The sequence below is a fragment of the Inquilinus limosus genome (assembly GCF_002195995.1).
Classification (GTDB): domain Bacteria; phylum Pseudomonadota; class Alphaproteobacteria; order DSM-16000; family Inquilinaceae; genus Inquilinus; species Inquilinus limosus_C.
Window position 1 is genome coordinate 28054 of the sequence record NZ_NHON01000018.1, and the last position, 21172, is coordinate 49225.

The following is a 21172-nucleotide window of genomic DNA, read 5'->3' on the forward strand; positions in this document are numbered from 1 at the left end:
TTGCCGCCGCTCTGGGCGGGGTTCGGCGCGCCCCCCGGCACGCTGGTCTCAGGCCTCGGCGTCGCCCTGGCGCTCCGGCGCCGCCTCGGCGAAGGCCGGCAGGGCCACCGCCCGCTCCTCGATCCCCAGCAGAGTCGGATAGGGGTTGAGGTCGCAGTCGAAGCGGCGGGCGTTGTAGAGCTGCGGGATCAGGCAGCAATCGGCGATGGTCGGCATCGCGCCATGGCAGAAGGCGCCGGTATCGGGCGACCGCGACAGCTGAGTCTCCAGCGCGCCGAGCCCCTCGGCCACCCAGTGCCGGTACCATTCCTCGATCGCCGGCTCGTCATGGCCGAGCGGCGTCCGCAGGTAGCGCAGCACGCGCAGGTTGTTGATCGGGTGGATCTCGCAGGCGATCGACAGCGCGATCGACCGCACCCGGGCGCGGCCCGCCGGGTCCGCCGGCAGCAGCGGCGGATTCGGGTGCGTCTCGTCGAGATACTCGATGATCGCCAGCGACTGGGTGATCACCGCCCCCTCGCCCTCCAGCGCCGGCACCAGCTTCTGCGGGTTCAGCGAGCGGTACGGCTCGGCCGCCTGCTCGCCCCGGCGCAGATGGTGGAACACCGAATCGTAGTCGAGCCCCTTCAGCGCCATGGCGATGCGGACCCGATAGGCGGCCGAGGAGCGGTAATAGGTGTGCAGCTTCATGGCTTGGGTCGGCTTTCCCCGCGTGCTACCAGCGATTCCACATAGCCCGAAGCGGAGCCTCTTGCCATGACCTCGTCACGCCCGGACACGTCACCCTCGAATTCGGGCCGCCCCACCATCGTCTTCGACATCGGCGCCGTGCTGCTCGAGTGGAACCCGCGGCATCTCTATCGCAAGCTGTTCGCGGACGAGGCGGCAATGGAAACATTCCTGGCGGAAGTCTGCACCCATGACTGGAATCTGTCGATGGATGGCGGCGTCCCGTTCCCGGAGGCGATCGCCGCCAAGGTGGCCGAGTTCCCGCATCACGAGGACCTGATCCGCGCCTTCGACGAGCGCTGGGAGGAGATGGTGCCCCATGTCATCGACGGCACGGTCGAGATCCTGAAGGGGCTGAAGGACCGGGGCGACAAGGTCTATGCCATCACCAACTTCTCGGCCGAGAAGTTTGCCGTGGCCCTGGCGAAGTACCCGTTCCTGGGCTGGTTCGACGGTGTCATCGTCTCCGCCCATGAGAAGCTGCTGAAGCCGGATGCCCGGATCTATCAGCTGCTGGAGAGCCGCTTCGGCCTCGATCTGGCCGACTGCATCTTCATCGACGACAACCCGGACAATGTCGTCGGCGCCCGCGCCGTCGGCATGCGCGCGATCCGCTTCGAGTCGCCGGAGCAGGCACGGCGGGAGCTGGTCGAGATGGGGGCACTGTAGGCCACCGCCTCTCACCGTCATTGCGAGCGCAGCGAAGCAATCCAGGGGCCGGCCCGCACCGGCCCCTGGATTGCTTCGTCGGCTTCGCCTCCTCGCAATGACGTTTGTGGGGCACTCCTGCAGGCCGATCGAACAAACACATAAAGACATGTTTATGTCTTGCTGGGAGTTTGCTATCCTGCCCTTGGTGCAAGCTGAGGAGCAGGAGGCCGGAGGATCGTGGAGCGTCTGCTGCAGGGGCTGAAAGCGGCGGCCGAGCCGACACGGCTTCGGATCCTGATGCTGTGCGCCCATGGCGACCTGTCGGTCACCGACCTGACGCAGATCCTGGGGCAGAGCCAGCCGCGCGTGTCGCGCCACCTGAAGCTGCTGGCCGAGGCCGGGCTGCTGGACCGGTTCCGCGAGGGCACCTTCGCCTTCTTCCGCCTGGCCGAGAGCGGCGCCGTGGCCGAGCTGGCGCGCAGCCTGGTCGACCTGATCCCGGACGCCGACGCTACCGTCGGGCTGGACCTGGAGCGGCTGGAGGCGGTGAAGCGCCAGCGCGCCGAGATGGCCGCCGGCTATTTCCGCGACAACGCCTCGCACTGGGACGAGATCCGCACCCTGCACATCGCCGACAGCGCGGTGGAGAAGGCGATCGTCGACCTGCTGCCGCCCGGCGAGATCGGCGACCTGCTGGACCTCGGCACCGGCAGCGGCCGCATGCTGATCCTGCTGGGCGAGCGGGTGCGGCGCGCGGTCGGCATCGACCTGTCGCGCGAGATGCTGTCGGTGGCCCGCGCCAATATCGAGCGCGCCGGGCTGCAGCGCCATTGCCAGGTGCGCCAGGGCGACCTGTACCAGCTGCCGGTGCCCGGCGAATCCTTCGACGTGGCGCTGGTCCACCACGTGCTGCACCATCTCGAGGACCCGGCCGCGGCGATCGCCGAGGCGGCGCGGGTGCTGCGCCCCGGCGGCCGGCTGATCGTCGCCGATTTCGCGCCGCATGATGTCGAGAACCTGCGCAGCGAGCATGCCCATCGCTGGCTCGGCTTCCCGGACGACATCTTCGCCCGCTGGCTGCAGCGGGCCGGTTTCGACGCCGAACCGCCGGTGCATCTGCCCGGCGCCCCCCTGACCGTCACCATCTGGCCCGCCAGGCGGGCGGCGCAACGGAAGGCCGCAGCATGACGACCAACATTTCCCATGCGAATGCCTCGGCCGAAGCCGGCCGCCGCGATCCGGCCGCGGCCGAAATCGGCCGCCACGACCCGATCGTCAGCTTCGAGTTCTTCCCGCCGAAGAGTGAGGCGGCGGAGGCGACGCTGATGGAGACGGTGACGCGGCTGGCGCCGCTGGCGCCGGACTTCGTCTCGGTCACCTATGGCGCCGGCGGGTCGACCCGCGACCGCACCTTCGGCATCGTCACCAGGATCCAGGACGGCAGCGGCCTGCCCACCGCCTCGCACCTGACCTGCGTCGGTGCCTCGCGTGAGGAGATCGACGGCGTCGCCCGCGCCCTGTGGGCCGCCGGCATCCGCCGCATCGTGGCGCTGCGCGGCGACCCGCCCGGCGGCGCGCCCTACCAGGTGCGGCCGGACGGCTACGCCTATGCCGCCGACCTGGTGGCCGGGCTGCGCCGCATCGCCGATTTCGACATCTCGGTGGCGGCCTATCCGGAGGTGCATCCGGCGGCGCCTTCGGCCGATTTCGACCTGGACAACCTGAAGCGCAAGGCCGATGCCGGCGCCGACCGGGCGCTGACCCAGTTCTTCTTCGACACCGAGGCGTTCCTGCGCTTCCGCGACCACGCCGCCGCGGCGGGCATCGGCCTGCCGATCGTCCCCGGCATCCTGCCGATCACCAACTTCGCCCGGACCAAGGAGTTCGCGACCGCCTGCGGCGCCGCCGTCCCGGACTGGCTGGAGATGCTGTTCGAGGGGCTGGACGAGACGCCGGACACGCGCCAGCTGGTCGCCGCCTCGGTCGCGGTCGAGCAGTGCCGCCTGCTGCAGACCCATGGGGTGGAGGAGTTCCACTTCTACACCCTGAACCGGGCCGAGCTGACCCTGGCGATCTGCCGTTTCCTCGGCATCCGCCCGCGCCGCGCCGAGGCCTGCGCCGCCTGAAGGTCCCGCGATGACGGATGAGCCGCTCGCCGACACCGACCGCCCGGAGGCGCTGGCCCAGCGCGTCTACCGCCGGCACACCGATGCGCTGGCCGGGCTGGGGCTGGCCGACACCTTCGACTACATCTGGCGCAACAATGTCTGGGGCGCCGAAGAGTCACGCTCGGGCCTCGGCTCCGGCCTGGACGGCACCGCCCAGCTGCGCGCCGCGATCCCGGCCCTGCTGCGCGAGCTCGGCGCCACCTCGCTGCTCGACCTGCCCTGCGGCGATTTCGGCTGGATGAGCCGGACCGATCTCGAGGGCATTGCCTACACCGGCGCCGACATCGTCGCCGACCTGGTGGCCAAGAACATCGTCCGCTACGGCGAGACCGACCGGCGCCGCTTCCTGCGCCTGGACCTGACCCGCGACGCGCTGCCCAGGGCCGATGTCGTGCTGTGCCGCGACTGCCTGGTGCATCTCTCGGCCGAGAGCATCGGCGCCGCCTTCGCCAATCTCCGCCGCTCCGGCTCGACCTGGCTGCTGACCACCACCTTCCTCGAGCTGCAGGGCAACCGCGTCATCGCCGATGGCGACTGGCGGCCTCTGAACCTGCAGCGCCCGCCCTTCGGCCTGCCGGCGCCGCATCGCGTCATCGTCGAGGGCTGCACCGAGGAGGGCGGCGCCTATCGCGACAAGGCGCTGGGCCTGTGGCGCATCGCCGATCTCCCCGGCGCGGCCTGACGGAATCCTGCCGCCAGCTTGAGCAGATGCTCGCTTGACGATACAATTGTTGGCACGCGCAGAAAGCTCATGTCGGGATTCAAAGCGAAAACGAGATAAACTGTCCTTGACGCGCGGAAGCCATCGGATTAATTCCACCACGTTCAATTAATCTTCCACGCGTCGGGAGGACGATCAGGAATTGCGCCGGTCCGCCATCCGCCGCGGCACGAATTCCCTGCAGCTCCGCCGCTACAATGAGCGGCTGGTGCTGCAGACCCTGCGCCGCGCCGGCGAGGCGTCGAAGGCCGAGCTGGCCCGGCAGGCGGAGCTGACCAACACCGCGATCGGCGGCATCATCGCCCAGCTGGAGGCGGATGGCCTGATCGTCTCGCTGGGCAAGCGGCATGACGGCGGCCGCGGCCAGCCCGCCACCCTGTACCGGCTGGCGCCGCAGGGCGCCTTCGGCATCGGCGTCCGGCTGGACCGCCGCAGCATGGAATCCGTGCTGATCGATTTCGGCGGGTCCGTGATCGCCCGCCGCAGCCATGACGGGCTGCTGCCCGCCCCGGCCGAGGCGCTGCGCATCGCCCGCCAGGACGTGGCCGGGCTGCTGGACGTGCTGAGCCCCGCCGACCGGCCGAAGCTGGCCGGCATCGGCCTGGCCCAGCCCTACAATCTCGGCGCCTGGCTGCACCAGCTGGACCTGCCGCCGGCCGATTTCGCCGCCTGGGACGTGGTCGACTTCCCGGCGATGCTGGAGGAGGCGACCGGCCTGCCCGTCTTCGGCGAGAATGACGGCACCGCCGCCGCCGTGGCCGAGCTGTTCTACGGCATCGGCCGCAGCATCGACGATTTCCTGTACCTGTTCATCGGCCCGGCCATCGGCGGCGGCGTGGTGCTGGGCGGCGACTGCCTGCGCGGCCCGACCGGCAATGCCGGCGACGTGGCGCTGCTGCCGGTCGGGCCCGGGCGCCTGGCCTCCGCCCCCGCCCCCGCCGATGGCCGCGACATCCTGCTGACCCGTGCCTCGCTGAACGCGCTGTCGCGCCACCTCGCCTTCCATGATCTCCCCGGCGGCAGCCGCGCCGACCTCAAGGCCGCGATCGCCGCCGCCCGGCCGCCGGTGGCGGAATGGATCGGCGACTGCGTCGACGCCATGACCGACGCGATCTGGTCCGCCGCCGCCCTGCTGGAAGTGCGCAGCGTGATCATCGACGCCGATATCGACGACGGGCTGATCGACGCCCTGATCGGCCGGCTGCAGTCGCGGCTGGCCGCCACCGTGCCGGAGGCCGGCCAGCCGCCGCGCCTGCTGCACGGCACCTTCGGCTGCGATGCCGGTGCCATCGGCGCCGCCAGCCTGCCGATGTTCTTCAGCTTCTCGCCGCGGGCCTCGATCCTGACCCGCAGCGCCGATGAGAGAGGATGGCGCGACCATGCTGCAGCCGCAGACTAGCCCCACGCCGATCCTGGAGATGCATGGCATCTCCAAGACCTTCCCGGGGGTGAAGGCGCTGACCCGGGTCGACCTGACCGTCTATCCGGGCGAGATCCACGCCCTGATGGGCGAGAACGGCGCCGGCAAGTCGACCCTGATGAAGGTGCTGTCCGGCGCCTACCAGGCCGATGCCGGCGGCACCATCCGCCTCGACGGCCGCGATGTGACGATCAACGGCCCGCTCGCCGCCAAGCAGCTGGGCATCGCCGTGATCTACCAGGAGCTCAGCCTGTCGCCGAACCTGACGGTGGCGGAGAACATCTATCTCGGCCGCGAGCCGAAATCCGGCCCCTTCGTCGACCGCGGGGCGATGATGGCGGGCTGCGAGGACGTGCTGAAACGGCTGGGCGCGACCTTCCGCCCGACCACGCTGGTCGGCACCCTGTCGATCGCCGAGCGCCAGCTGGTCGAGATCGCCCGCGCCATCCACGCCCAGGCCCGCATCCTGGTGATGGACGAGCCGACCACGGCCTTGTCGGCGCGCGAGACCGACCGGCTGTTCGAGCTGATCCGCCGGCTGAAGGCCGAGGGGCTGGCGATCATCTATATCAGCCACCGGATGTCGGAGATCTACGAGCTGTCCGACCGCGTCTCGGTGCTGCGCGACGGCAGCTATGTCGGCACGCTGGACCGCGACGGCCTGTCGGCCGAGGCGCTGGTCAAGATGATGGTCGGGCGCGACATCTCCGGCTTCTACAAGAAGGACCATGACGCGCATGAGAGCGCCGGCCGGGTGATCTTCGCGGTCCGCGATATCGCCGACGGGCACCGGGTGCGCGGCTGCAGCTTCGAGCTGCACGCGGGCGAGGTGCTGGGCATCGCCGGCCTCGTCGGCTCCGGCCGGACCGAGCTGGCGCGGCTGATCTTCGGCGCCGAGCCGAAGACGTCCGGCGAGGTCAGCTTGGACGGCAAGCCGCTGCAGATCCACGGCCCCGGCGACGCCATCGCCGCCGGCATCGCCTACCTGACCGAGGACCGCAAGGGCCAGGGCCTGTTCCTGGACATGTCGGTGCAGGACAACATCAATCTGGTGGTCTGCGGCACCGATGCCGGCCCAGGCGGCATCCTCGACCGCGGCCGGGCCAAGGTCCGCGCCCGCGACGCCATCGCCGCGCTGAAGATCCGGGTGGCCAACCCGGAGGTCACGGTCGGCGCGCTGTCCGGCGGCAACCAGCAGAAGGTGCTGCTGTCGCGCCTCCTGGAAACCAAGCCGCGCATCCTGATCCTCGACGAACCGACGCGCGGCGTCGACATCGGCGCCAAGTCGGAGATCTACCGCATCATCGACGGGCTGGCGAAGGCCGGGATCGGCGTCATCGTCATCTCCTCGGAGCTGCCGGAGGTGATCGGCATCGCCGACCGTGCCCTGGTGATGCGCGAGGGCCGGATCGAGGGCGAGGCCGGCGGCGCGTCCGGCCGCCCCCTGACCCAGGAGGCGATCATGGCCCTCGCCACCGGCATCGCCGACCCCGCCGCCGCCACTGTCCAGTAAGGGATCGTCACCCATGGCCGACAACGCCGCCACCTCCGCCGTCAACCGCGACGCCGAACGCCGGCTGATGATCCAGGGCCTGATCCGGACCGTCGGCATGCTGCCGGTGCTGATCCTGCTCTGCATCGCCTTCTACTTCATGAGCGAGGGCGGGCGCTTCGCCTCCTGGCAGAACGTCTCGATCGTGATGCAGCAGGCGGCGATCAACACCGTGCTGGCCGCCGGCATGACCTTCGTCATCCTGACCGGCGGCATCGACCTGTCGGTCGGCTCGATCCTGGCCGCCTCCGCCATGGTCGCGGTGATCGGGTCGCTGATCCCCGATCTGGGCCTGGTCGGCATCGTGTTCGGCCTGCTCGCCGGCCTGATCTTCGGCCTGGCCAACGGCGTGCTGATCGCCTTCCTGCGGCTGCCGCCCTTCATCGTCACCCTCGGCTCGCTGACCGCGGTGCGCGGCATCGCCCGCCTGCTGGGCGGCGACACCACGGTGTTCAACCCGTCCCTGTCCTTCGACTTCATCGGCAACGGCACCGTCCTCGGCGTGCCCTGGCTGGTGATCATCGCCTTCCTGGTGATCGTGATCTCCTGGCTGGTGCTGCGGCGGACGGTGCTGGGCGTGCACATCTACTCGGTCGGCGGCAACCCGGACGCGGCGCGGCTGTCGGGCATCAAGGTCTGGCGGGTGCTGCTGTTCGTCTACGGCGCCTCCGGCCTGCTCGCCGGCCTCGGCGGGGTGATGTCGGCCGCCCGGCTCTACGCTGCCAACGGCACCCAGCTCGGCGTCAGCTACGAGCTCGACGCGATCGCCGCGGTGATCCTGGGCGGCACCTCCTTCGTCGGCGGCATCGGCTCGATCTGGGGCACGCTGGTTGGCGCGCTGATCATCGCCGTGCTGTCGAACGGGCTGATCCTGGTCGGGGTGCCGGACGTCTGGCAGTACATCATCAAGGGCCTGATCATCATCGGCGCCGTCGCGCTCGACCGGCTGCGCCTGCAGGGATCGGCCCGCACCTGAGGTTCCGAGCTTCCGGAAAGGGCCGGCGGGGATTCTGGTCGCCCCGCCGGCTCCATCGCACAGACCAGGGGAGGATCCACGTGCTGAAACATGTCCTGCTCGCCGGCGTCGCGCTGGCGCTCTCGGTCGGCGCCGCCGGCGTCGCCGAGGCGAAGGATCTCAAGAAGATCGGCGTCTCGCTCGGCTCGATGGGCAACCCGTTCTTCGTCGCCCTGGCCAAGGGCGCGGAGTTCGAGGCGAAGAAGACCAACCCGAATGTCGAGGTCCAGGCCGTCGGCTATGACTACGACCTGGGCAAGCAGTTCACCCAGATCGACAACTTCATCGCCGCCGGCGTGGACATGATCCTGCTCAACCCGGGTGACCCGAAGGCCATCGGCCCGGCGATCAAGAAGGCGCAGGCCGCCGGCATCATCGTCGTCGCCGTCGACACCGCGGCCGAGGGCGCCGACGCCACGGTGACCACCGACAACGTCCAGGCCGGCGAGATCGCCTGCAAGTACATCGCCGACAAGCTGGGCAACAAGGGCAACGTCGTCATCGTCAACGGCCCGCAGGTTTCGGCCGTGACCGACCGGGTCAAGGGCTGCCACAACGTCTGGGACAAGCTGCCCGACCTGAAGATCCTCTCCGACGACCAGGACGCGAAGGGGTCCCGTGACGGCGGCCTGGCGGTGATGCAGAGCCTGCTGACCCGGTTCGAGAAGATCGACGCCGTCTTCGCCATCAACGACCCGACCGCGATCGGCGCCGACCTGGCGGCCAAGCAGCTCGGCCGCAGCGACATCATCATCACGTCGGTCGATGGCGCGCCCGACATCGTCGCCGCGCTGACCGGCAACACCCTGATCCAGGCGTCCTCGGCCCAGGATCCGTTCTCCATGGCCCGCAAGGCGGTGGAGGAAGGCGTCGGCCTGCTCAACGGCCAGAAGCCGGCCCAGGACCCCACCCTGATCCCCTCGACGCTCGTCACCCGCGACAACGTCAAGGATTACAAGGGCTGGACCGGGGAGTAAGCCTTGCCGCCCGGGCCGGGTCCGCGGATCCGGCCCGGGCGCCCTGCCCGCTGCCGCCATGCATGGCAGACCCGGCGCGATCGTCGATGGCCCCGCCGATTCGTCCGGCGTAAGTCTCTAGGGAACGATCGAGCCGCAACGGGCCCCGTTTCCGATGACGATCTCCCAGGCCGAACCGAAAGGGTCCGCGGACGAAGCGGCCCCGGCCTCCATTCTGCCCGCCATCGGCTACAAGCTGGCCTCGGCCGCCCTGTTCACCTGCATGTCGGCGCTGATCAAGCAGCTGGGCGACCAGTATCCGGTCGGCCAGATCGTCTTCGTCCGCAGCTTCTTCGCCATGATCCCGGTGCTGTGGCTGGTGCATCGCCTCGGCGGCTTCCGGGTGCTGCGCACCGAGCGGCTGGGCGGGCATCTGCGCCGCTCCGGCTCCGGCCTCGTCTCGATGTTCTGCGGCTTCACCGCGCTGAGCCTGCTGCCGCTGGCGACCGCGACGGCGCTGGGCTATGCCGCGCCGATGTTCATCACCATCCTGGCCATCCCGCTGCTCGGCGAGACGGTGCGGGTCTATCGCTGGAGCGCGGTGGTGATCGGCTTCGTCGGCGTGCTGCTGGTGGTGCATCCGAGCCCGGCGACGGGTGTCTCGCTCGGCGCCCTGGTGGCGCTGGCCGGCGCCCTGGCCACGGCCTTCGCCATGGTCTCGATCCGCAAGATGGCGGACACCGAATCCAACGTCACCATCGTCTTCTACTTCACCCTGTCCGGCGCGGTGGTCGGGGCCGCCACCCTGCCCTTCGTCGGGGTGTGGCCCGACCTGATCGACATCCCGATCCTGGTCGCGGTCGGCGTGCTGGGCGGCATCGCCCAGATCCTGATGACCAAGGCCTATCAGCTGGCCCCGGCCTCGGTGATCGCGCCCTTCGACTATGCCTCGCTGATTTTCGCCCTCGGCCTCGGCTTCCTCGCCTGGGGCGAGTTCCCGACCCCGATCGAACTGCTCGGCACCGCGGTGATCGTCGGCTCCAGCCTGTTCATCGCCTTCCGCGAGCGGCAGCGCCGGATCGTCCGCCCGGTCGGCAAATCCATGTGAGAGAGTCCGCTCCGAAACTCGCTCCGGCGAGTCAGCTGGCGCGGCTTTCGAGAACCGGAGCGCAGCGGACATGAGGTCCGTGAGCACCGGAAGCGCAGAAAGCCGCGTCAGATGGCCGCCGGAGTAGGGTTTCGGAGTGGACTCGGACGTCGGCGCGCTTGCGCTGAGTCCTGGGAATCTGTGACTGTCCGGCCATGTCGGTCGCATCCTTCGGCACCCGAGTCGCCCGGGCCCTCGCTTTCTCCCTCGCCCTGCTGCTCGGTCCGGCCGCGGCATGGGCCGGCTGCACCGACGCCGCGGCCCCGGGGGTCAACTGGCGGCGCTGCCTGTTCGATGAACGGCCGTTGAGCCGCGTCGACCTGACCGGCGCCCAGCTCCGCGAGGTCAGCCTGATCCGCGCCGTGCTGGACGGGGCGATCTTCACCAACGCCGAGGCCTATGGCGCCAAGTTCATCAATGCCAGCCTGAAGGGCGCCAAGCTGGATTCGGCGCGGCTCGGCAACTCCGACTTCACCCAGGCCGATCTGAGCGGCGCCGACCTGAGCAGGAGCGACCTGCGCAACGCCCGCTTCGTCGGCGCCGAGTTGCGCGGCGCCAACCTGACCGGAGCCGAGCTGCGCGGCACCGTGTTCCGCGACGCCGACCTGTCCGGCGCCACCTGGACCGACGGCGCCAAGATCTGCGCCGAAGGCTCGACGGGGCTGTGCGAGTAGCGCGGCCACCGCGGTATCCGAAGAGCGAACAGAGCAAGCGATGACCAGCACCGACCGCAACCGCAGCCCGCGCGGCTTCGCCCTGCCCCTCGACCGCGTCATCGGGGTGATCCAGATCGTCGGCGGCATCGTCGGCCTGACCGAGCTCGGCGAGCGGATCTACCGCGACGGCACGGCGATCATCGCCCCGACGCAGTGGTTTGTGCTGACCGGAGCCGCCCTGCTGATGGTGCTGTGCATCGTCGCCGGCGCCCTGCTGTGGAAGCGCCGCGGCCTCGGCTATGGCCTGTCGCTGCTGGTCCAGGCCGTGCAGATCCCGATCGTCTATGCCGGCGGCGTCGCCTACCATTTCCACATGATCGCACGACTGCCGCTGACCGTGGTCGCCGATGGCGGGGCGATGTCGATCACACCAGCCTACGGCATCGGGCTGGACCCGTTCCAGGGGGCCTTGTCGCTCGGCGTCTACCTCGGCACCGGCCTGGCCGGGACGATCGTCGCGGTCAACCTGGTGCCGCTGGTCCTCTGCATCATCCTGGAGTTCTTCCGGGAGCGGAACCGGTCGGCCGGCTGATCAGCCCTTCTCTGCCAGCGCCGTCAGCGCGTCGCCGGTGAGGCGGTAGCCGGTCCAATCCGACTTGTGGTCGAAGCCGAGCCGTTCATACACCTCCCGCGCCGGGTTCCAGGTCAGGACCGAGAGGTCGAGCCGCCTGCCGCCGCGCTCCACCACCAGCTGCGCGATCCGGGTCACCAGCGCCCGGCCGACGCCGAGGCCGCGGGCGGCGTCGCGGACATAGAGATCCTCGAGATAGATCCCCTCCCGCCCCTCCCAGGTCGAGTAGCTGGAGAAGAACAGGGCGAAGCCCAGCACCTGGCCGCCGCGCTCGGCCATCAGCGCCTCGAATTTCGGCTCCGGCCCCCAGCCGTCGCGCAGCAGGTCGGCCTCGGTCGCCAGCACCGCGTCCGGCTCCTTCTCGAACACCGCCAGCTCGGTGATCATCGCCAGGATCTCCTTGGCGTCGTGGGGCTCGGCGGGGCGGATCACGAGGTCGGTCATGGCAGGCTCTCTGTTCGGGTCGCGGCGATCCTCGACGGGCCTCCGGGCTGCGTCAACCCGACGCCAGCGGTTTCGGCGCAGCCCGGTCATGCTATAGACAGGGGATGGTCGAACTTTCCCGGAACATGCCGGCCGGCTTCGAGCCGCCGTACCTGCAGAATCTGAACCCGGCGCAGCGCCAGGCGGTCGAGACGCTGGACGGCCCGGTGCTGGTGCTGGCCGGCGCCGGCACCGGCAAGACCCGGGTGCTGACCACGCGCCTGGCCCATCTGCTGTCGACCCGCCGCGCCTGGCCCAGCCAGGTGCTGACCGTCACCTTCACCAACCGCGCCGCCCGCGAGATGCGCGAGCGCGTGTCCCACCTGCTGGGCACCCCGACCGAAGGCTGGTGGATGGGGACCTTCCACGCTTTGGCCGCCCGCATCCTGCGCCGGCATGCCGACCTGGTGGGCCTGCGCTCCAACTTCTCGATCCTCGACACCGATGACCAGATCCGGCTGATCAAGCAGCTACTGGAGGCCGACAACATCGATTCGAAGCGCTGGCCGGCGCGCGTGCTGCTGGGCGTGATCGAGCGCTGGAAGGACCGCGGCCTGACCCCGGCCAAGCTGAAGCCGGCCGATGCCGGCGAGGTGGCGCAGGGCCGCATGCTGGCGCTGTACACCGCCTATCAGGAGCGGCTGCGCACGCTGAACGCCTGCGACTTCGGCGACCTGCTGCTGCACAACCTGACGATCTTCCAGGAGCATGCCGACGTCCTGGCGGACTACCAGGACCGGTTCCGCTACATCCTGGTCGACGAGTACCAGGACACCAACGTCTCGCAGTATCTGTGGCTGCGCCTGCTGGCCCAGAAGCACCGCAACCTGTGCTGCGTCGGCGACGACGACCAGTCGATCTATTCCTGGCGCGGCGCCGAGATCGGCAACATCCTGCGCTTCGAGCAGGACTTCCCCGGCGCCGCCGTGATCCGGCTGGAGCAGAACTACCGCTCCACCAGCCACATCCTGGGCGCGGCCGGCCATCTGATCGCGCACAACCAGGGCCGGCTGGGCAAGACCCTGTTCACCGAGGAGCAGGGCGGCGACACCGTCATCGTCCGCAGCGTCTGGGACGGCGAGGAGGAGGCGCGCTGGGTCGGCGACGAGATCGAGCGGCTGCAGCGCCAGCAGGTGACGCTGGACGAGATCGCGGTGCTGGTCCGCGCCGGCTTCCAGATGCGCGAGTTTGAGGAGCGGTTCCTGACGCTCGGCCTGCCCTATCGCGTGGTCGGCGGCCCGCGCTTCTACGAGCGGCAGGAGATCCGCGACGCCATCGCCTATCTGCGCGTGGTGGCGCAGCCGGATGACGACCTGGCCTTCGAGCGTATCGTCAACGTGCCGAAGCGCGGCCTGGGCGACGCCACCGTGCAGCTGCTGCACACGGTCGCCCGCGCCCAGGGCGTGGCCCTGACCGAGGCGACGCTGCGGCTGATCGAGACCGACGAACTGAAGCCGAAGCCGCGCGGGAGCTTGCGCGCCCTGATGGGCGATTTCGAGCGCTGGCGCCGCCTGTCGGAGCAGGCCTCGCAGGTCGAGCTGGCCCAGACCGTGCTGGACGAGAGCGGCTACACCGCGATGTGGCAGGCCGACAAGTCGCCCGAGGCCCCGGGTCGGCTGGACAACCTGAAGGAGCTGATCAACGCCATGGAGGATTTCGAGACCCTCCAGGCGTTCCTCGAGCATGTCAGCCTGGTGATGGAGAACGAGACGGGGAAGACCGGCGAGCAGGTGACGCTGATGACCCTGCACGCCGCCAAGGGGCTGGAATTCGCCCATGTCTTCCTGCCGGGCTGGGAGGAAGGGGTGTTCCCGAACCAGCGCGCGCTGGACGATGGCGGCATCGCGGCGCTGGAGGAGGAGCGGCGGCTGGCCTATGTCGGGCTGACCCGGGCGAAGCGCCGGGCCTATGTCTCGGCCGCTGCCAACCGCCGCATCCACGGACAATGGCAGACCGCCCTGCCCTCGCGCTTCGTCGGCGAGCTGCCGGACGCCCATGTCGAGGTGACCTCGGAGACCGGCTTCGGCGACACCGGCTATGGCGGCGGACGATACGCGGCCGAGGCGGCGCCGACCCGGCTGTGGACGGCGCCGGCCCAGGGCGGCTTCATGCGCCGGGCCCCGACGGTGATCGAGGGCAGCGGCTACGAGGTGCAGTCCCGGCCGCGCCCGGCCCGCGCCTTCGGCGTCGGCGACCGGGTGTTCCACCAGAAGTTCGGCTATGGCGAGGTCCGCAGCGTCGACAGCGACAAGCTGACCATCGCCTTCGACCATTCCGGCGAGAAGCGGGTGATGGACAGCTTCGTCGTCCCCGCGACCGAGGCAGGACAATAGGCAGCAGCATGACGATGATGGTTCGAGGCGCTGCGCTGGCGCTGCTCGCCGCGCTGGCGGCATCCGGCGCGGCCGCCGCCGAGGTGGGCAGCACGGTGGTCCTGCCGGGCGGCAATGGCGAGATCGCCGCCCTGACCCTGCCCGCCGGCTGGAGCCGCAGCTTCGCCGGCACCGAGGGCAGCACCACGGTGGTCGAGTGGCGCAAGGCCGACCCGGCCCAGGCCGCGGATGGCAGCATCACCGTGACCCGCATCGGCGGGCTGGGCGACAGCGACCCGGCCGACTTCATCCGTGAGAGCGCGGATGCGTTGAAGCAAGATTGCGACGACGTGGTCCAGGGCCAGGTCCGGACCGACCCGGCTGGCACCGTCCGCACCGCGCTCGGCTGCACCAGGCGCAAGGCCGACGGCCAGGGTGAGATGCAGCTGCTGCACATCGCCGTCGGCCGCGAGGCGATCTACGTCGCCCGCCGGATCTGGCCGCTGGCCGCCTATGACAAGGCGCATCTGCCGCTGTCGACCGAGGCGATCGCCGCCGGCGGCGCCGACATCGACGCGCTGCGCCTGTGCAACCTGTCCGGCGTCGGCACCGCCTGCCCGGCCGGGCTGGCCGCGGCGCTGAAGGACCAGATCACCGACCTGTCGCCGCTGGTGCTGAAGGCCGCGCCGTAACCGGCGGCAGCTCAGCCGAGCGAAAAGCCCAGCGCCGCCGCCTCCTGCGGCCGCAGCACGCCGTCCGCGACCCGGCCGGAGGCGGCCTGCCAGTCGTAGAGCGCCTTGGCGGTGAAGCCGTTGAGCACGCCGGCGGTAAAGCCCCAGTCCGGGATCAGCCCGAGGCCGATGAAGGCGTCCTGCAGCAGCCGCACCTCGGGGCCGCTCGACCCCGGCATCAGCCGCGCCAAAGCGAGGTCCGCCCCGCGCTCCACCACCAGGCGCAGATGCCGGCCCGTGACCAGCAGGTCGTCGAAGGCGAGGCCGGTCTCGGCCAGGTCCGGGCTGGCGGCAAGCCCGGCCGCGACGCGAAAGGCGGCGTAGTCGCCGGTCGGCGCGGCCGGCGGCAGATGCCTGCCCGGCAGGGTCTGGCAGCCGGCCGAGGAGAACTCGATGCCGTCGCCCGACCAGCCGGCAGCGTGGATATTGTCCTCCGGCGCGCAGATGTCAAAGCGGCCGGACAGGTCGTAGCCGGCGGCGTCGGGCGAGCGCCAGACCGGCACCTCGACGGTGCGGTCGAGCTGGAACGCCCCCTCCTCCGCCGGGCGGCCGGCGGGCACATGCGGGCCGATCACATAGGGGTGCAGCCCGGGCGCCAGCATGTTGGCGATGCGCTGCTCCGGCGCCTCGGCCTGGCGGCGCATGTAGTGGGCGTTCGGCACGGTCGAGCCGGGCCAGGCGATCAGCCGCCCCGCCGGCCGGTCCCAGACGCCGAGGACGCAGCGCGGAACGTGGTGATCCGGCCGCGCCTCGCGCAGCCGCAGCGCCCCGGCCCAGTGCCCGGCCGAGTCCGGCTCGGCCAGGGCGCAGCCGCGCAGCCCGAACAGGATCCGCGCGCCGCGCAGCCGGAAGCGCGACAGGCGGCACAGCGTCTCGAAGGTCCCTGCCTCCACCGCGAAGACGGTGTCGGCGAAGGGTGCCGCCAGATGGGCATAGTTCGGCGAGCGGTCGTCATCGTGCCAGACAGGCGACATCCGGATCCCCTACCCTTCGAGCAGCGCGTGCAGCCGGGCGCCGACCGCCGGCAGGAAGCGGCGGCTCTGCGCCATATGCGGGCCGGTGGTGTACACTGCGGCGATCAGGCTGCGGCCGGAGGGGGCTTCCCAATAGGCCATGTCGTGCCGGGTCTCGCTGGTCCAGCCGGCCTTGGACCACAGCCGGGCGTCACGCGGCAGCGCCTCGCCCAGGAAGCCGCGCACCTGGTCGGTGTAGTCGGGCGGCAGCCGGTCCGGGTCGCGCTCCGGCTCCCGGTCGAGCAGGTCCAGCATCCGGCCGCAGGCGGCGGGCGAGACCAGCTGGCCGGCGACGATGCCGTGCAGCAGCGCCGCCGCGGCGCGCGGGGCGATCAGGTTGCCGCCATGCGCCCGCGCCGCCTTCTCACGGCCATAGGGCGAATCCTCGTAGGTGCTGTGCCACAGCCGCAGCCGCTCGAATTCCGGCCAGCCCCAGCTTTCGAACCAGCGATGGATCGCCTGGCGCTTCTCCCACCACGCCGCCATCTCCGCCTCCGGCAGCGGGCCACCGGGCGTGGTGCCGGTGATGCGGCCGAACAGGTAGGTGGTGGCGTCGTTGCTGGACTGGCGGATCATCGCCGACAGGGCCCGCAGATCCTCCCCGTCCGGCTGCAGCTGCCCGGTCTCGACCCAATGCTGGAAGGCCACCAGGTAGAAGCTCTTGCTGGTGCTGGCCGGGTAGACCGCGACCTCGTCGCGATGGCCGAACACCGCCCCGTCGGAATAGCGGTCGGCGGCACCGTCGCGCAGCCGGCCGGGATAGATCCGGACCGTCAGGCCGAAATCCCCGGGCCCGACCTCGCCCTTGAACTCGTCCAGCAGGTCCCGGACCAGCGCCGCCCCCGCCGCGGCCGCGTCGAGCCCGGCCATCACGCGGCGCAGGCGGCGACGAAGGCCGCCAGCACGGCGCGGTCGGCCTCGCTGCGCAGGTACTCGGGGTGCCACTGCACGCCGAGGCAGAAGCGCTGCCCCGGATGCTCCACCGCCTCGACCACCCCGTCGGGGGCGACGCCGGAGACGATGAGCGCCGGCCCGGCCGCTTTCACCGCCTGGTGGTGCGAGCTGTTGACGCCGAAGCGGGCCGCGCCGGTGATCCGGGCCAGCAGCGTATCGGGCGTGACCTCGACCTCATGGGCGGCCTTCCAGCCGGCCGGGTCGTGGATCTTCCGCTCCGGGCTGTGGTCCAGCGCGTTGTCGATCTCGGCCGGGATGTGCTGCACCAGCGTGCCGCCCAGCACCACCGCCAGCAGCTGCTCGCCGCCGCAGATGCCGAGCACCGGCTTGTTCCGTGCCACCGCGCCCTGCACCAGCGCCCATTCGAACTGGGTGCGCACCGGCTTGGTCTTCACCGTCTCATGCACCGAGCTGGCGCCCCAGAGCGCGGGGTCGACATCGAAGCCGCCGCCGGTGACGACGATCCCGTCGCACAGGTCCAGGTAATGCTCCGCCGCGTCGACCAGATGCGGCAGCGCCAGCGGCACGGCGCCGAACTCGGCCAGCGACCCGCAATAGTTCTGCCGCAGCGCATACCAGGGCGAGGCGGAGTAGCCGCCCGGCTCCTCGGCATCCAGGGTCACTCCGATGACGGGTTTCGCGGTCGGCATGGCGGTCCTGCGGGAAAGCGGAACGGGTCCTTCGGTGATGCCCGCCGCCTTGGCGGGTGTCAAATTCCGGCCGGTTATGGGCTCCGCACCGGGTGTTATCGCCTGGAGCTTCGCGTCCGCTGGGTCGGCTTGCCGGTGAGGTGGTCGAGGAACAGATGCGCCGCCTGCGACAGCGGGTAGTTCTCGTGGTGCAGCGCCGTGATCGGCAGGGTGATCTCCGGCACGATGGCACGGGCGGTGACGTCCGGCACCGCCCAGGCCTGGGCGGTGTGCTCATCGACGATGGCCGAGCCGGTGCCGTAACGCACAAGCGGCAACGCCAGATAGTAGGTCTGGATCAGGTTGCGCGGCGCGTAGCGGATGCCGGCGCGGCCGAACGCGTCGGACAGGGTGGCGCCGATCGAGGTGTCGGGGTCGACGCCGATCAGCGTCTGCACATCGATCCGGTCGAGCGTGATCTCCGCCGCCTCCCCCTTCGCCAGCGGCGTGGTCGACAGATGCACCAGCCGCGACGTGCCGATCGCGATCTTGCGCATGCCCGGCGGCAGCGCCGGCTCATAGGCGATGGCGAGATCGAGATCGTTGGTGGCGACGAGATCCAGGATCTCGCGGGTGTGGTGGGTGCGCAGGTCGAAGCTGACGCCGGGGTGGCGGCGATGGAACGACGCCATCTGCTCGGTCATGAAGCCGAAGCCGAGGCTGGGCAGGCAGGCGATGCGGACATGGCCCTCGCGCCCGCGCCGGAGATTGGCGGCGATGCTGGAGATCCGCTCCAGCCCGGCGAAGGTGCGGTCGATCTCGACCTCCAGCAGCTTGGCCTCGCGGGTCGGCACCAGCTTGCCCTTCACCCGCTCGAACAGCCGCAGGCCCAGCTGGTCCTCGGCATGGCGCAAGAGCTTGCTGACCGCCGGCTGCGAGACGTTCAGCAGCTCCGCCGCGCCGGTGATCGACCCGGCCTTCTGCACCGCCTGCAGCGCCTCGATATGCCTCAGCCTGATGGTCATCGTGCCGTCATCCTCCCCGGACCGGGATGGCATACTGGTGAAGGCATGACAAGCGCGCCCGGCCGTGCGAGGGTCCCGGCCATGATCCGGATCACCGCCCGCATCGCGCTGGACGAGCGCGACTTCGAGGAGAGCTTCATCCTCGCCTCCGGCCCGGGCGGGCAGAACGTCAACAAGGTCGCCACCGCGGTGCAGCTGCGCTACCCGATCGACCGCGCCGGGATGCCGGAGGACATGCGGGCGCGACTGGAGACTCTGGCCGGCCAGCGCCTGACCAAGGACGGCGTGCTGGTGATCACCGCCCGCGAGCATCGCAGCCAGGAGCGCAACCGGGCCGAGGCGCTGGCCCGGCTGGTCGAGCTGTTCCAGCGTGCCTCCGTCGCCCCCAAGAAACGCCGGCCGACCCGGGCGACGCTGGGCAGCAAGATCCGGCGACTCGACAGCAAGAGCAAGCGGGCATCGGTGAAGCGGCTGCGCGGCAGCACCGGCGACGATTGACGCCACGCGCGCCGGCGGGATCAGGTCGCTGCCGGCGTAAACCGGAATTCGCTTCAAATTGCCGCCATCTTGCCCGCTTATGTTGGTCGCCGCTGGACGGCGGCCGGATCACGGCGATCCTGTCGCCGCGGGTCTGGCTGCTGGGCGCGCCGATCATGCTGGGGCTGCTGCTGGTCCGGCCCAGCCCGGTGCTGCTGCTGGTGGCGCTGTTCGCGGCGCCGCAGGTGCTGAAGGCCTGGCGGCACGATCCGAACAGCCCGGAGGCGCAGGCCTAGGCCGGGTTCGAGATCTCGATCAGGTTGGCGTCCGGGTCGCGCAGATAGACCGAGCGGAGCGGGCCGGTGGCGCCGGTGCGGGGCATCGGCCCTTCCTCGATCGCGATGCCGAGCCGCTGGAGATGGCCGATCACCTCCTCCAGCGGCGTCGCGGCGATGAAGCAGAGATCGCCCGAGCCCGGGGTCGGCCGCAGCGCCTTCGGCTCGAACTCATGCCCGGCCTGGTGCAGGTTGATCTTCTGGTTGCCGAAGCGCAGGGCCGTCCGGCCCTGGCCGAAGGTCTCGACCTGCATCCCCAGGGCGCGGATGTAGAAGTCGCAGGTCGCCTCGATGCTGGCCACGGTCAGCACCAGATGGTCGAGATGGTCGATGCGGATCATGCCGTCCTATTCTCCTCGTTCCGAGGAGGATAGGACGGCGCGCCGGTCAGTCCCAGCGCCCCTCCCGGCGGAAGTGGTCGCCGCCGACCTCCAGGGTTCCGTCGGCGACCGTGCCGGTGGCGGTGAAGCCGGAATCGTCGGCGAAGAAGATCCGGCCCGGGCCGCGGATCTCCCAGCGCCCGGTATAGGCGCTGCGCCGGGCGCCGCGCGCCTCGTCATAGCGGCCGCCGGCCAGCAGCTCGAGCCGGATATGGCCGTTCTCGGTCACCCACATGCCGACGAGGTCGGCTTCGGAGAGGTCAGTGCGTGTCATGGTGGTGGCCTGCGCGGAGGTGGTCGGGGTTCGGGCGTCGACGGCCGGGGCGGCAAGGACCGCCAGGACCGCCAGGGCGATGCGGGAGGGTGCCATGATGCCGGCGCTCAATAGGCCTGGGCGGTCGGGCGCACGACCAGCTCGTTGACGTCGACCTCCGGCGGCTGGGCGACGGCATAGGCGACCGCGCGGGCGATGGCTTCGGCCGGGAGCAGGTCGCGGCGGTAATCCTCGATCGCCGCCCGCCGCAGCTCGGGGTCGGAGATGCCGTTGGCCAATTCCGATTCTGTCGCGCCCGGCGCCACGACCGTGACCCGGATGCCGCCGCCGATCTCCTGCCGCAGCCCCTCGGAGAAGGCGCGCACGGCGTATTTGGTCGCCGAATAGACCGCGGCGGTCGGCACGATGCGCCGGTCGGCGACCGAGGTGACGTTGACGATGTGGCCGCTGCCCTGGGCCCGGAACACCGGCAGCGCCGCGGCGACGCCGTACAGCACGCCCTTGAGGTTGACGTCGACCATCCGGTCCCATTCCTCGACCTTGAGGTCCGCCACCGGGGACAGCGGCATCACCCCGGCATTGTTGACGATGACGTCGAGCCGGCCGAACTGCGCCACCGCGGCCTGGACGAAGGCTTCGGCATCCTCGCGGCGGGTGACGTCCAGGCGCCGCAGCGCCACCCGGCCGCCGTCGCACCGGATCTCCTCCGCCACCACCTCCAGCCGGTGCAGGCGGCGGGCGCCCAGCATCACGGCGGCGCCGGCCTTGGCGAAATGACGCGCCACGGCCTCGCCGATGCCGCTCGATGCGCCGGTGACGGCGATGATCTTGCCTTCCATGGGGATCTCCATCGGTTGCGGCGGCGATCGCCGCTGCCGGGGACCCTATGGCTTGACCCGCCACGACACGAGCG

24 protein-coding genes are annotated in these 21172 nt (G+C 70.6%); 15 read left to right on the forward strand and 9 right to left on the reverse strand.

Features of this window, described 5'->3' with window-relative positions:
• Positions 1-48: 48 nt before the first annotated feature.
• Positions 49-690, reverse strand: a complete 642-nt coding sequence (gene maiA, locus BWR60_RS12255; protein ID WP_088151302.1) for a maleylacetoacetate isomerase — start codon at positions 688-690, stop codon at positions 49-51.
• A gap of 66 nt (positions 691-756) precedes the next feature.
• Between maiA and BWR60_RS12260 the strand changes: the two genes are divergently transcribed.
• From BWR60_RS12260 to BWR60_RS12310, 11 genes are all read left to right on the forward strand, one after another.
• Positions 757-1398, forward strand: coding sequence for an HAD family hydrolase (locus tag BWR60_RS12260; protein WP_088151303.1), 642 nt, complete (start codon positions 757-759; stop codon positions 1396-1398).
• A 219-nt stretch (positions 1399-1617) separates the two neighbouring features.
• Positions 1618-2568, forward strand: a complete 951-nt coding sequence (locus BWR60_RS12265) for an ArsR/SmtB family transcription factor (protein ID WP_088151304.1) — start codon at positions 1618-1620, stop codon at positions 2566-2568.
• Positions 2565-3506: a methylenetetrahydrofolate reductase [NAD(P)H] gene (gene metF / locus BWR60_RS12270; RefSeq protein ID WP_088151305.1), complete on the forward strand. Its 942-nt coding sequence runs from the start codon at positions 2565-2567 to the stop codon at positions 3504-3506. The genes BWR60_RS12265 and metF overlap by 4 nt, the downstream gene beginning before the upstream one ends.
• A 10-nt stretch (positions 3507-3516) precedes the next feature.
• Positions 3517-4230 (forward strand): class I SAM-dependent methyltransferase, encoded by a 714-nt coding sequence (locus tag BWR60_RS12275; RefSeq protein ID WP_088151306.1) that lies wholly within the window; start codon positions 3517-3519, stop codon positions 4228-4230.
• A 181-nt stretch (positions 4231-4411) separates the two neighbouring features.
• On the forward strand, positions 4412-5668 hold the full coding sequence (locus tag BWR60_RS12280) for an ROK family transcriptional regulator (protein WP_088151307.1): 1257 nt from the start codon (positions 4412-4414) through the stop codon (positions 5666-5668).
• Complete coding sequence (locus tag BWR60_RS12285) at positions 5649-7202, forward strand: sugar ABC transporter ATP-binding protein (protein WP_230983031.1); 1554 nt, start codon at positions 5649-5651, stop codon at positions 7200-7202. The genes BWR60_RS12280 and BWR60_RS12285 overlap by 20 nt, the downstream gene beginning before the upstream one ends.
• A 13-nt stretch (positions 7203-7215) precedes the next feature.
• On the forward strand, positions 7216-8217 hold the full coding sequence (locus BWR60_RS12290) for an ABC transporter permease subunit (RefSeq protein WP_088151308.1): 1002 nt from the start codon (positions 7216-7218) through the stop codon (positions 8215-8217).
• A gap of 80 nt (positions 8218-8297) precedes the next feature.
• Positions 8298-9233, forward strand: a complete 936-nt coding sequence (locus BWR60_RS12295) for an ABC transporter substrate-binding protein (RefSeq protein WP_088151309.1) — start codon at positions 8298-8300, stop codon at positions 9231-9233.
• 154 nt (positions 9234-9387) lie between these two features.
• On the forward strand, positions 9388-10320 hold the full coding sequence (locus BWR60_RS12300) for a DMT family transporter (protein WP_088151310.1): 933 nt from the start codon (positions 9388-9390) through the stop codon (positions 10318-10320).
• Positions 10321-10514: 194 nt separating this feature from the next.
• Positions 10515-11033: a pentapeptide repeat-containing protein gene (locus BWR60_RS12305; RefSeq protein ID WP_088151311.1), complete on the forward strand. Its 519-nt coding sequence runs from the start codon at positions 10515-10517 to the stop codon at positions 11031-11033.
• Between the two features lie 40 nt (positions 11034-11073).
• On the forward strand, positions 11074-11607 hold the full coding sequence (locus tag BWR60_RS12310) for a hypothetical protein (RefSeq protein WP_088151312.1): 534 nt from the start codon (positions 11074-11076) through the stop codon (positions 11605-11607).
• Here the strand turns inward: BWR60_RS12310 and BWR60_RS12315 are convergent, their stop codons facing one another.
• Positions 11608-12090, reverse strand: coding sequence for a GNAT family N-acetyltransferase (locus tag BWR60_RS12315; RefSeq protein WP_179221733.1), 483 nt, complete (start codon positions 12088-12090; stop codon positions 11608-11610).
• Between the two features lie 104 nt (positions 12091-12194).
• Between BWR60_RS12315 and BWR60_RS12320 the strand changes: the two genes are divergently transcribed.
• A complete protein-coding gene (locus BWR60_RS12320; protein ID WP_088151313.1) occupies positions 12195-14462 on the forward strand; it encodes an ATP-dependent helicase in 2268 nt (755 codons plus the stop codon).
• Between the two features lie 14 nt (positions 14463-14476).
• Positions 14477-15133, forward strand: a complete 657-nt coding sequence (locus BWR60_RS12325) for a hypothetical protein (protein ID WP_144445605.1) — start codon at positions 14477-14479, stop codon at positions 15131-15133.
• An 11-nt stretch (positions 15134-15144) separates the two neighbouring features.
• Here the strand turns inward: BWR60_RS12325 and BWR60_RS12330 are convergent, their stop codons facing one another.
• The 4 genes from BWR60_RS12330 to BWR60_RS12345 form a co-directional block, all read right to left on the reverse strand.
• Positions 15145-16146, reverse strand: a complete 1002-nt coding sequence (locus BWR60_RS12330; protein ID WP_088151315.1) for a peptidoglycan-binding domain-containing protein — start codon at positions 16144-16146, stop codon at positions 15145-15147.
• 9 nt (positions 16147-16155) lie between these two features.
• On the reverse strand, positions 16156-17055 hold the full coding sequence (locus BWR60_RS12335; protein WP_088151316.1) for a serine hydrolase: 900 nt from the start codon (positions 17053-17055) through the stop codon (positions 16156-16158).
• The gene (locus BWR60_RS12340) at positions 17055-17789 is read right to left on the reverse strand and encodes a gamma-glutamyl-gamma-aminobutyrate hydrolase family protein (RefSeq protein WP_088151317.1); all 735 of its coding nucleotides are present in this window, start codon (positions 17787-17789) and stop codon (positions 17055-17057) included. The genes BWR60_RS12335 and BWR60_RS12340 overlap by 1 nt, the downstream gene beginning before the upstream one ends.
• 95 nt (positions 17790-17884) lie before the next feature.
• Positions 17885-18793 (reverse strand): LysR family transcriptional regulator, encoded by a 909-nt coding sequence (locus tag BWR60_RS12345; protein WP_179221734.1) that lies wholly within the window; start codon positions 18791-18793, stop codon positions 17885-17887.
• Positions 18794-18874: 81 nt separating this feature from the next.
• Here BWR60_RS12345 and arfB point away from each other — a divergent pair, with 81 nt between their 5' ends.
• Entirely contained in the window at positions 18875-19291 is a 417-nt protein-coding gene (gene arfB / locus BWR60_RS12350; protein ID WP_088151319.1) for an alternative ribosome rescue aminoacyl-tRNA hydrolase ArfB, read from the forward strand.
• Positions 19288-19566: a hypothetical protein gene (locus BWR60_RS37630; protein ID WP_144445606.1), complete on the forward strand. Its 279-nt coding sequence runs from the start codon at positions 19288-19290 to the stop codon at positions 19564-19566. Before arfB ends, BWR60_RS37630 begins: the two co-directional genes overlap by 4 nt.
• On the opposite strand, the gene BWR60_RS12355 is transcribed toward BWR60_RS37630, so the two are convergent.
• The 3 genes from BWR60_RS12355 to BWR60_RS12365 are packed head-to-tail and all read right to left on the reverse strand — an operon-like array spanning position 19563 to position 21098.
• Positions 19563-19946, reverse strand: a complete 384-nt coding sequence (locus BWR60_RS12355; RefSeq protein ID WP_088151320.1) for a VOC family protein — start codon at positions 19944-19946, stop codon at positions 19563-19565. The genes BWR60_RS37630 and BWR60_RS12355 overlap by 4 nt on opposite strands.
• A gap of 46 nt (positions 19947-19992) precedes the next feature.
• Positions 19993-20355, reverse strand: coding sequence for an Atu4866 domain-containing protein (locus tag BWR60_RS38105; RefSeq protein WP_088151362.1), 363 nt, complete (start codon positions 20353-20355; stop codon positions 19993-19995).
• An 11-nt stretch (positions 20356-20366) separates the two neighbouring features.
• Positions 20367-21098: an SDR family oxidoreductase gene (locus tag BWR60_RS12365; RefSeq protein ID WP_230983032.1), complete on the reverse strand. Its 732-nt coding sequence runs from the start codon at positions 21096-21098 to the stop codon at positions 20367-20369.
• Between the last annotated feature and the right edge of the window lie 74 nt (positions 21099-21172).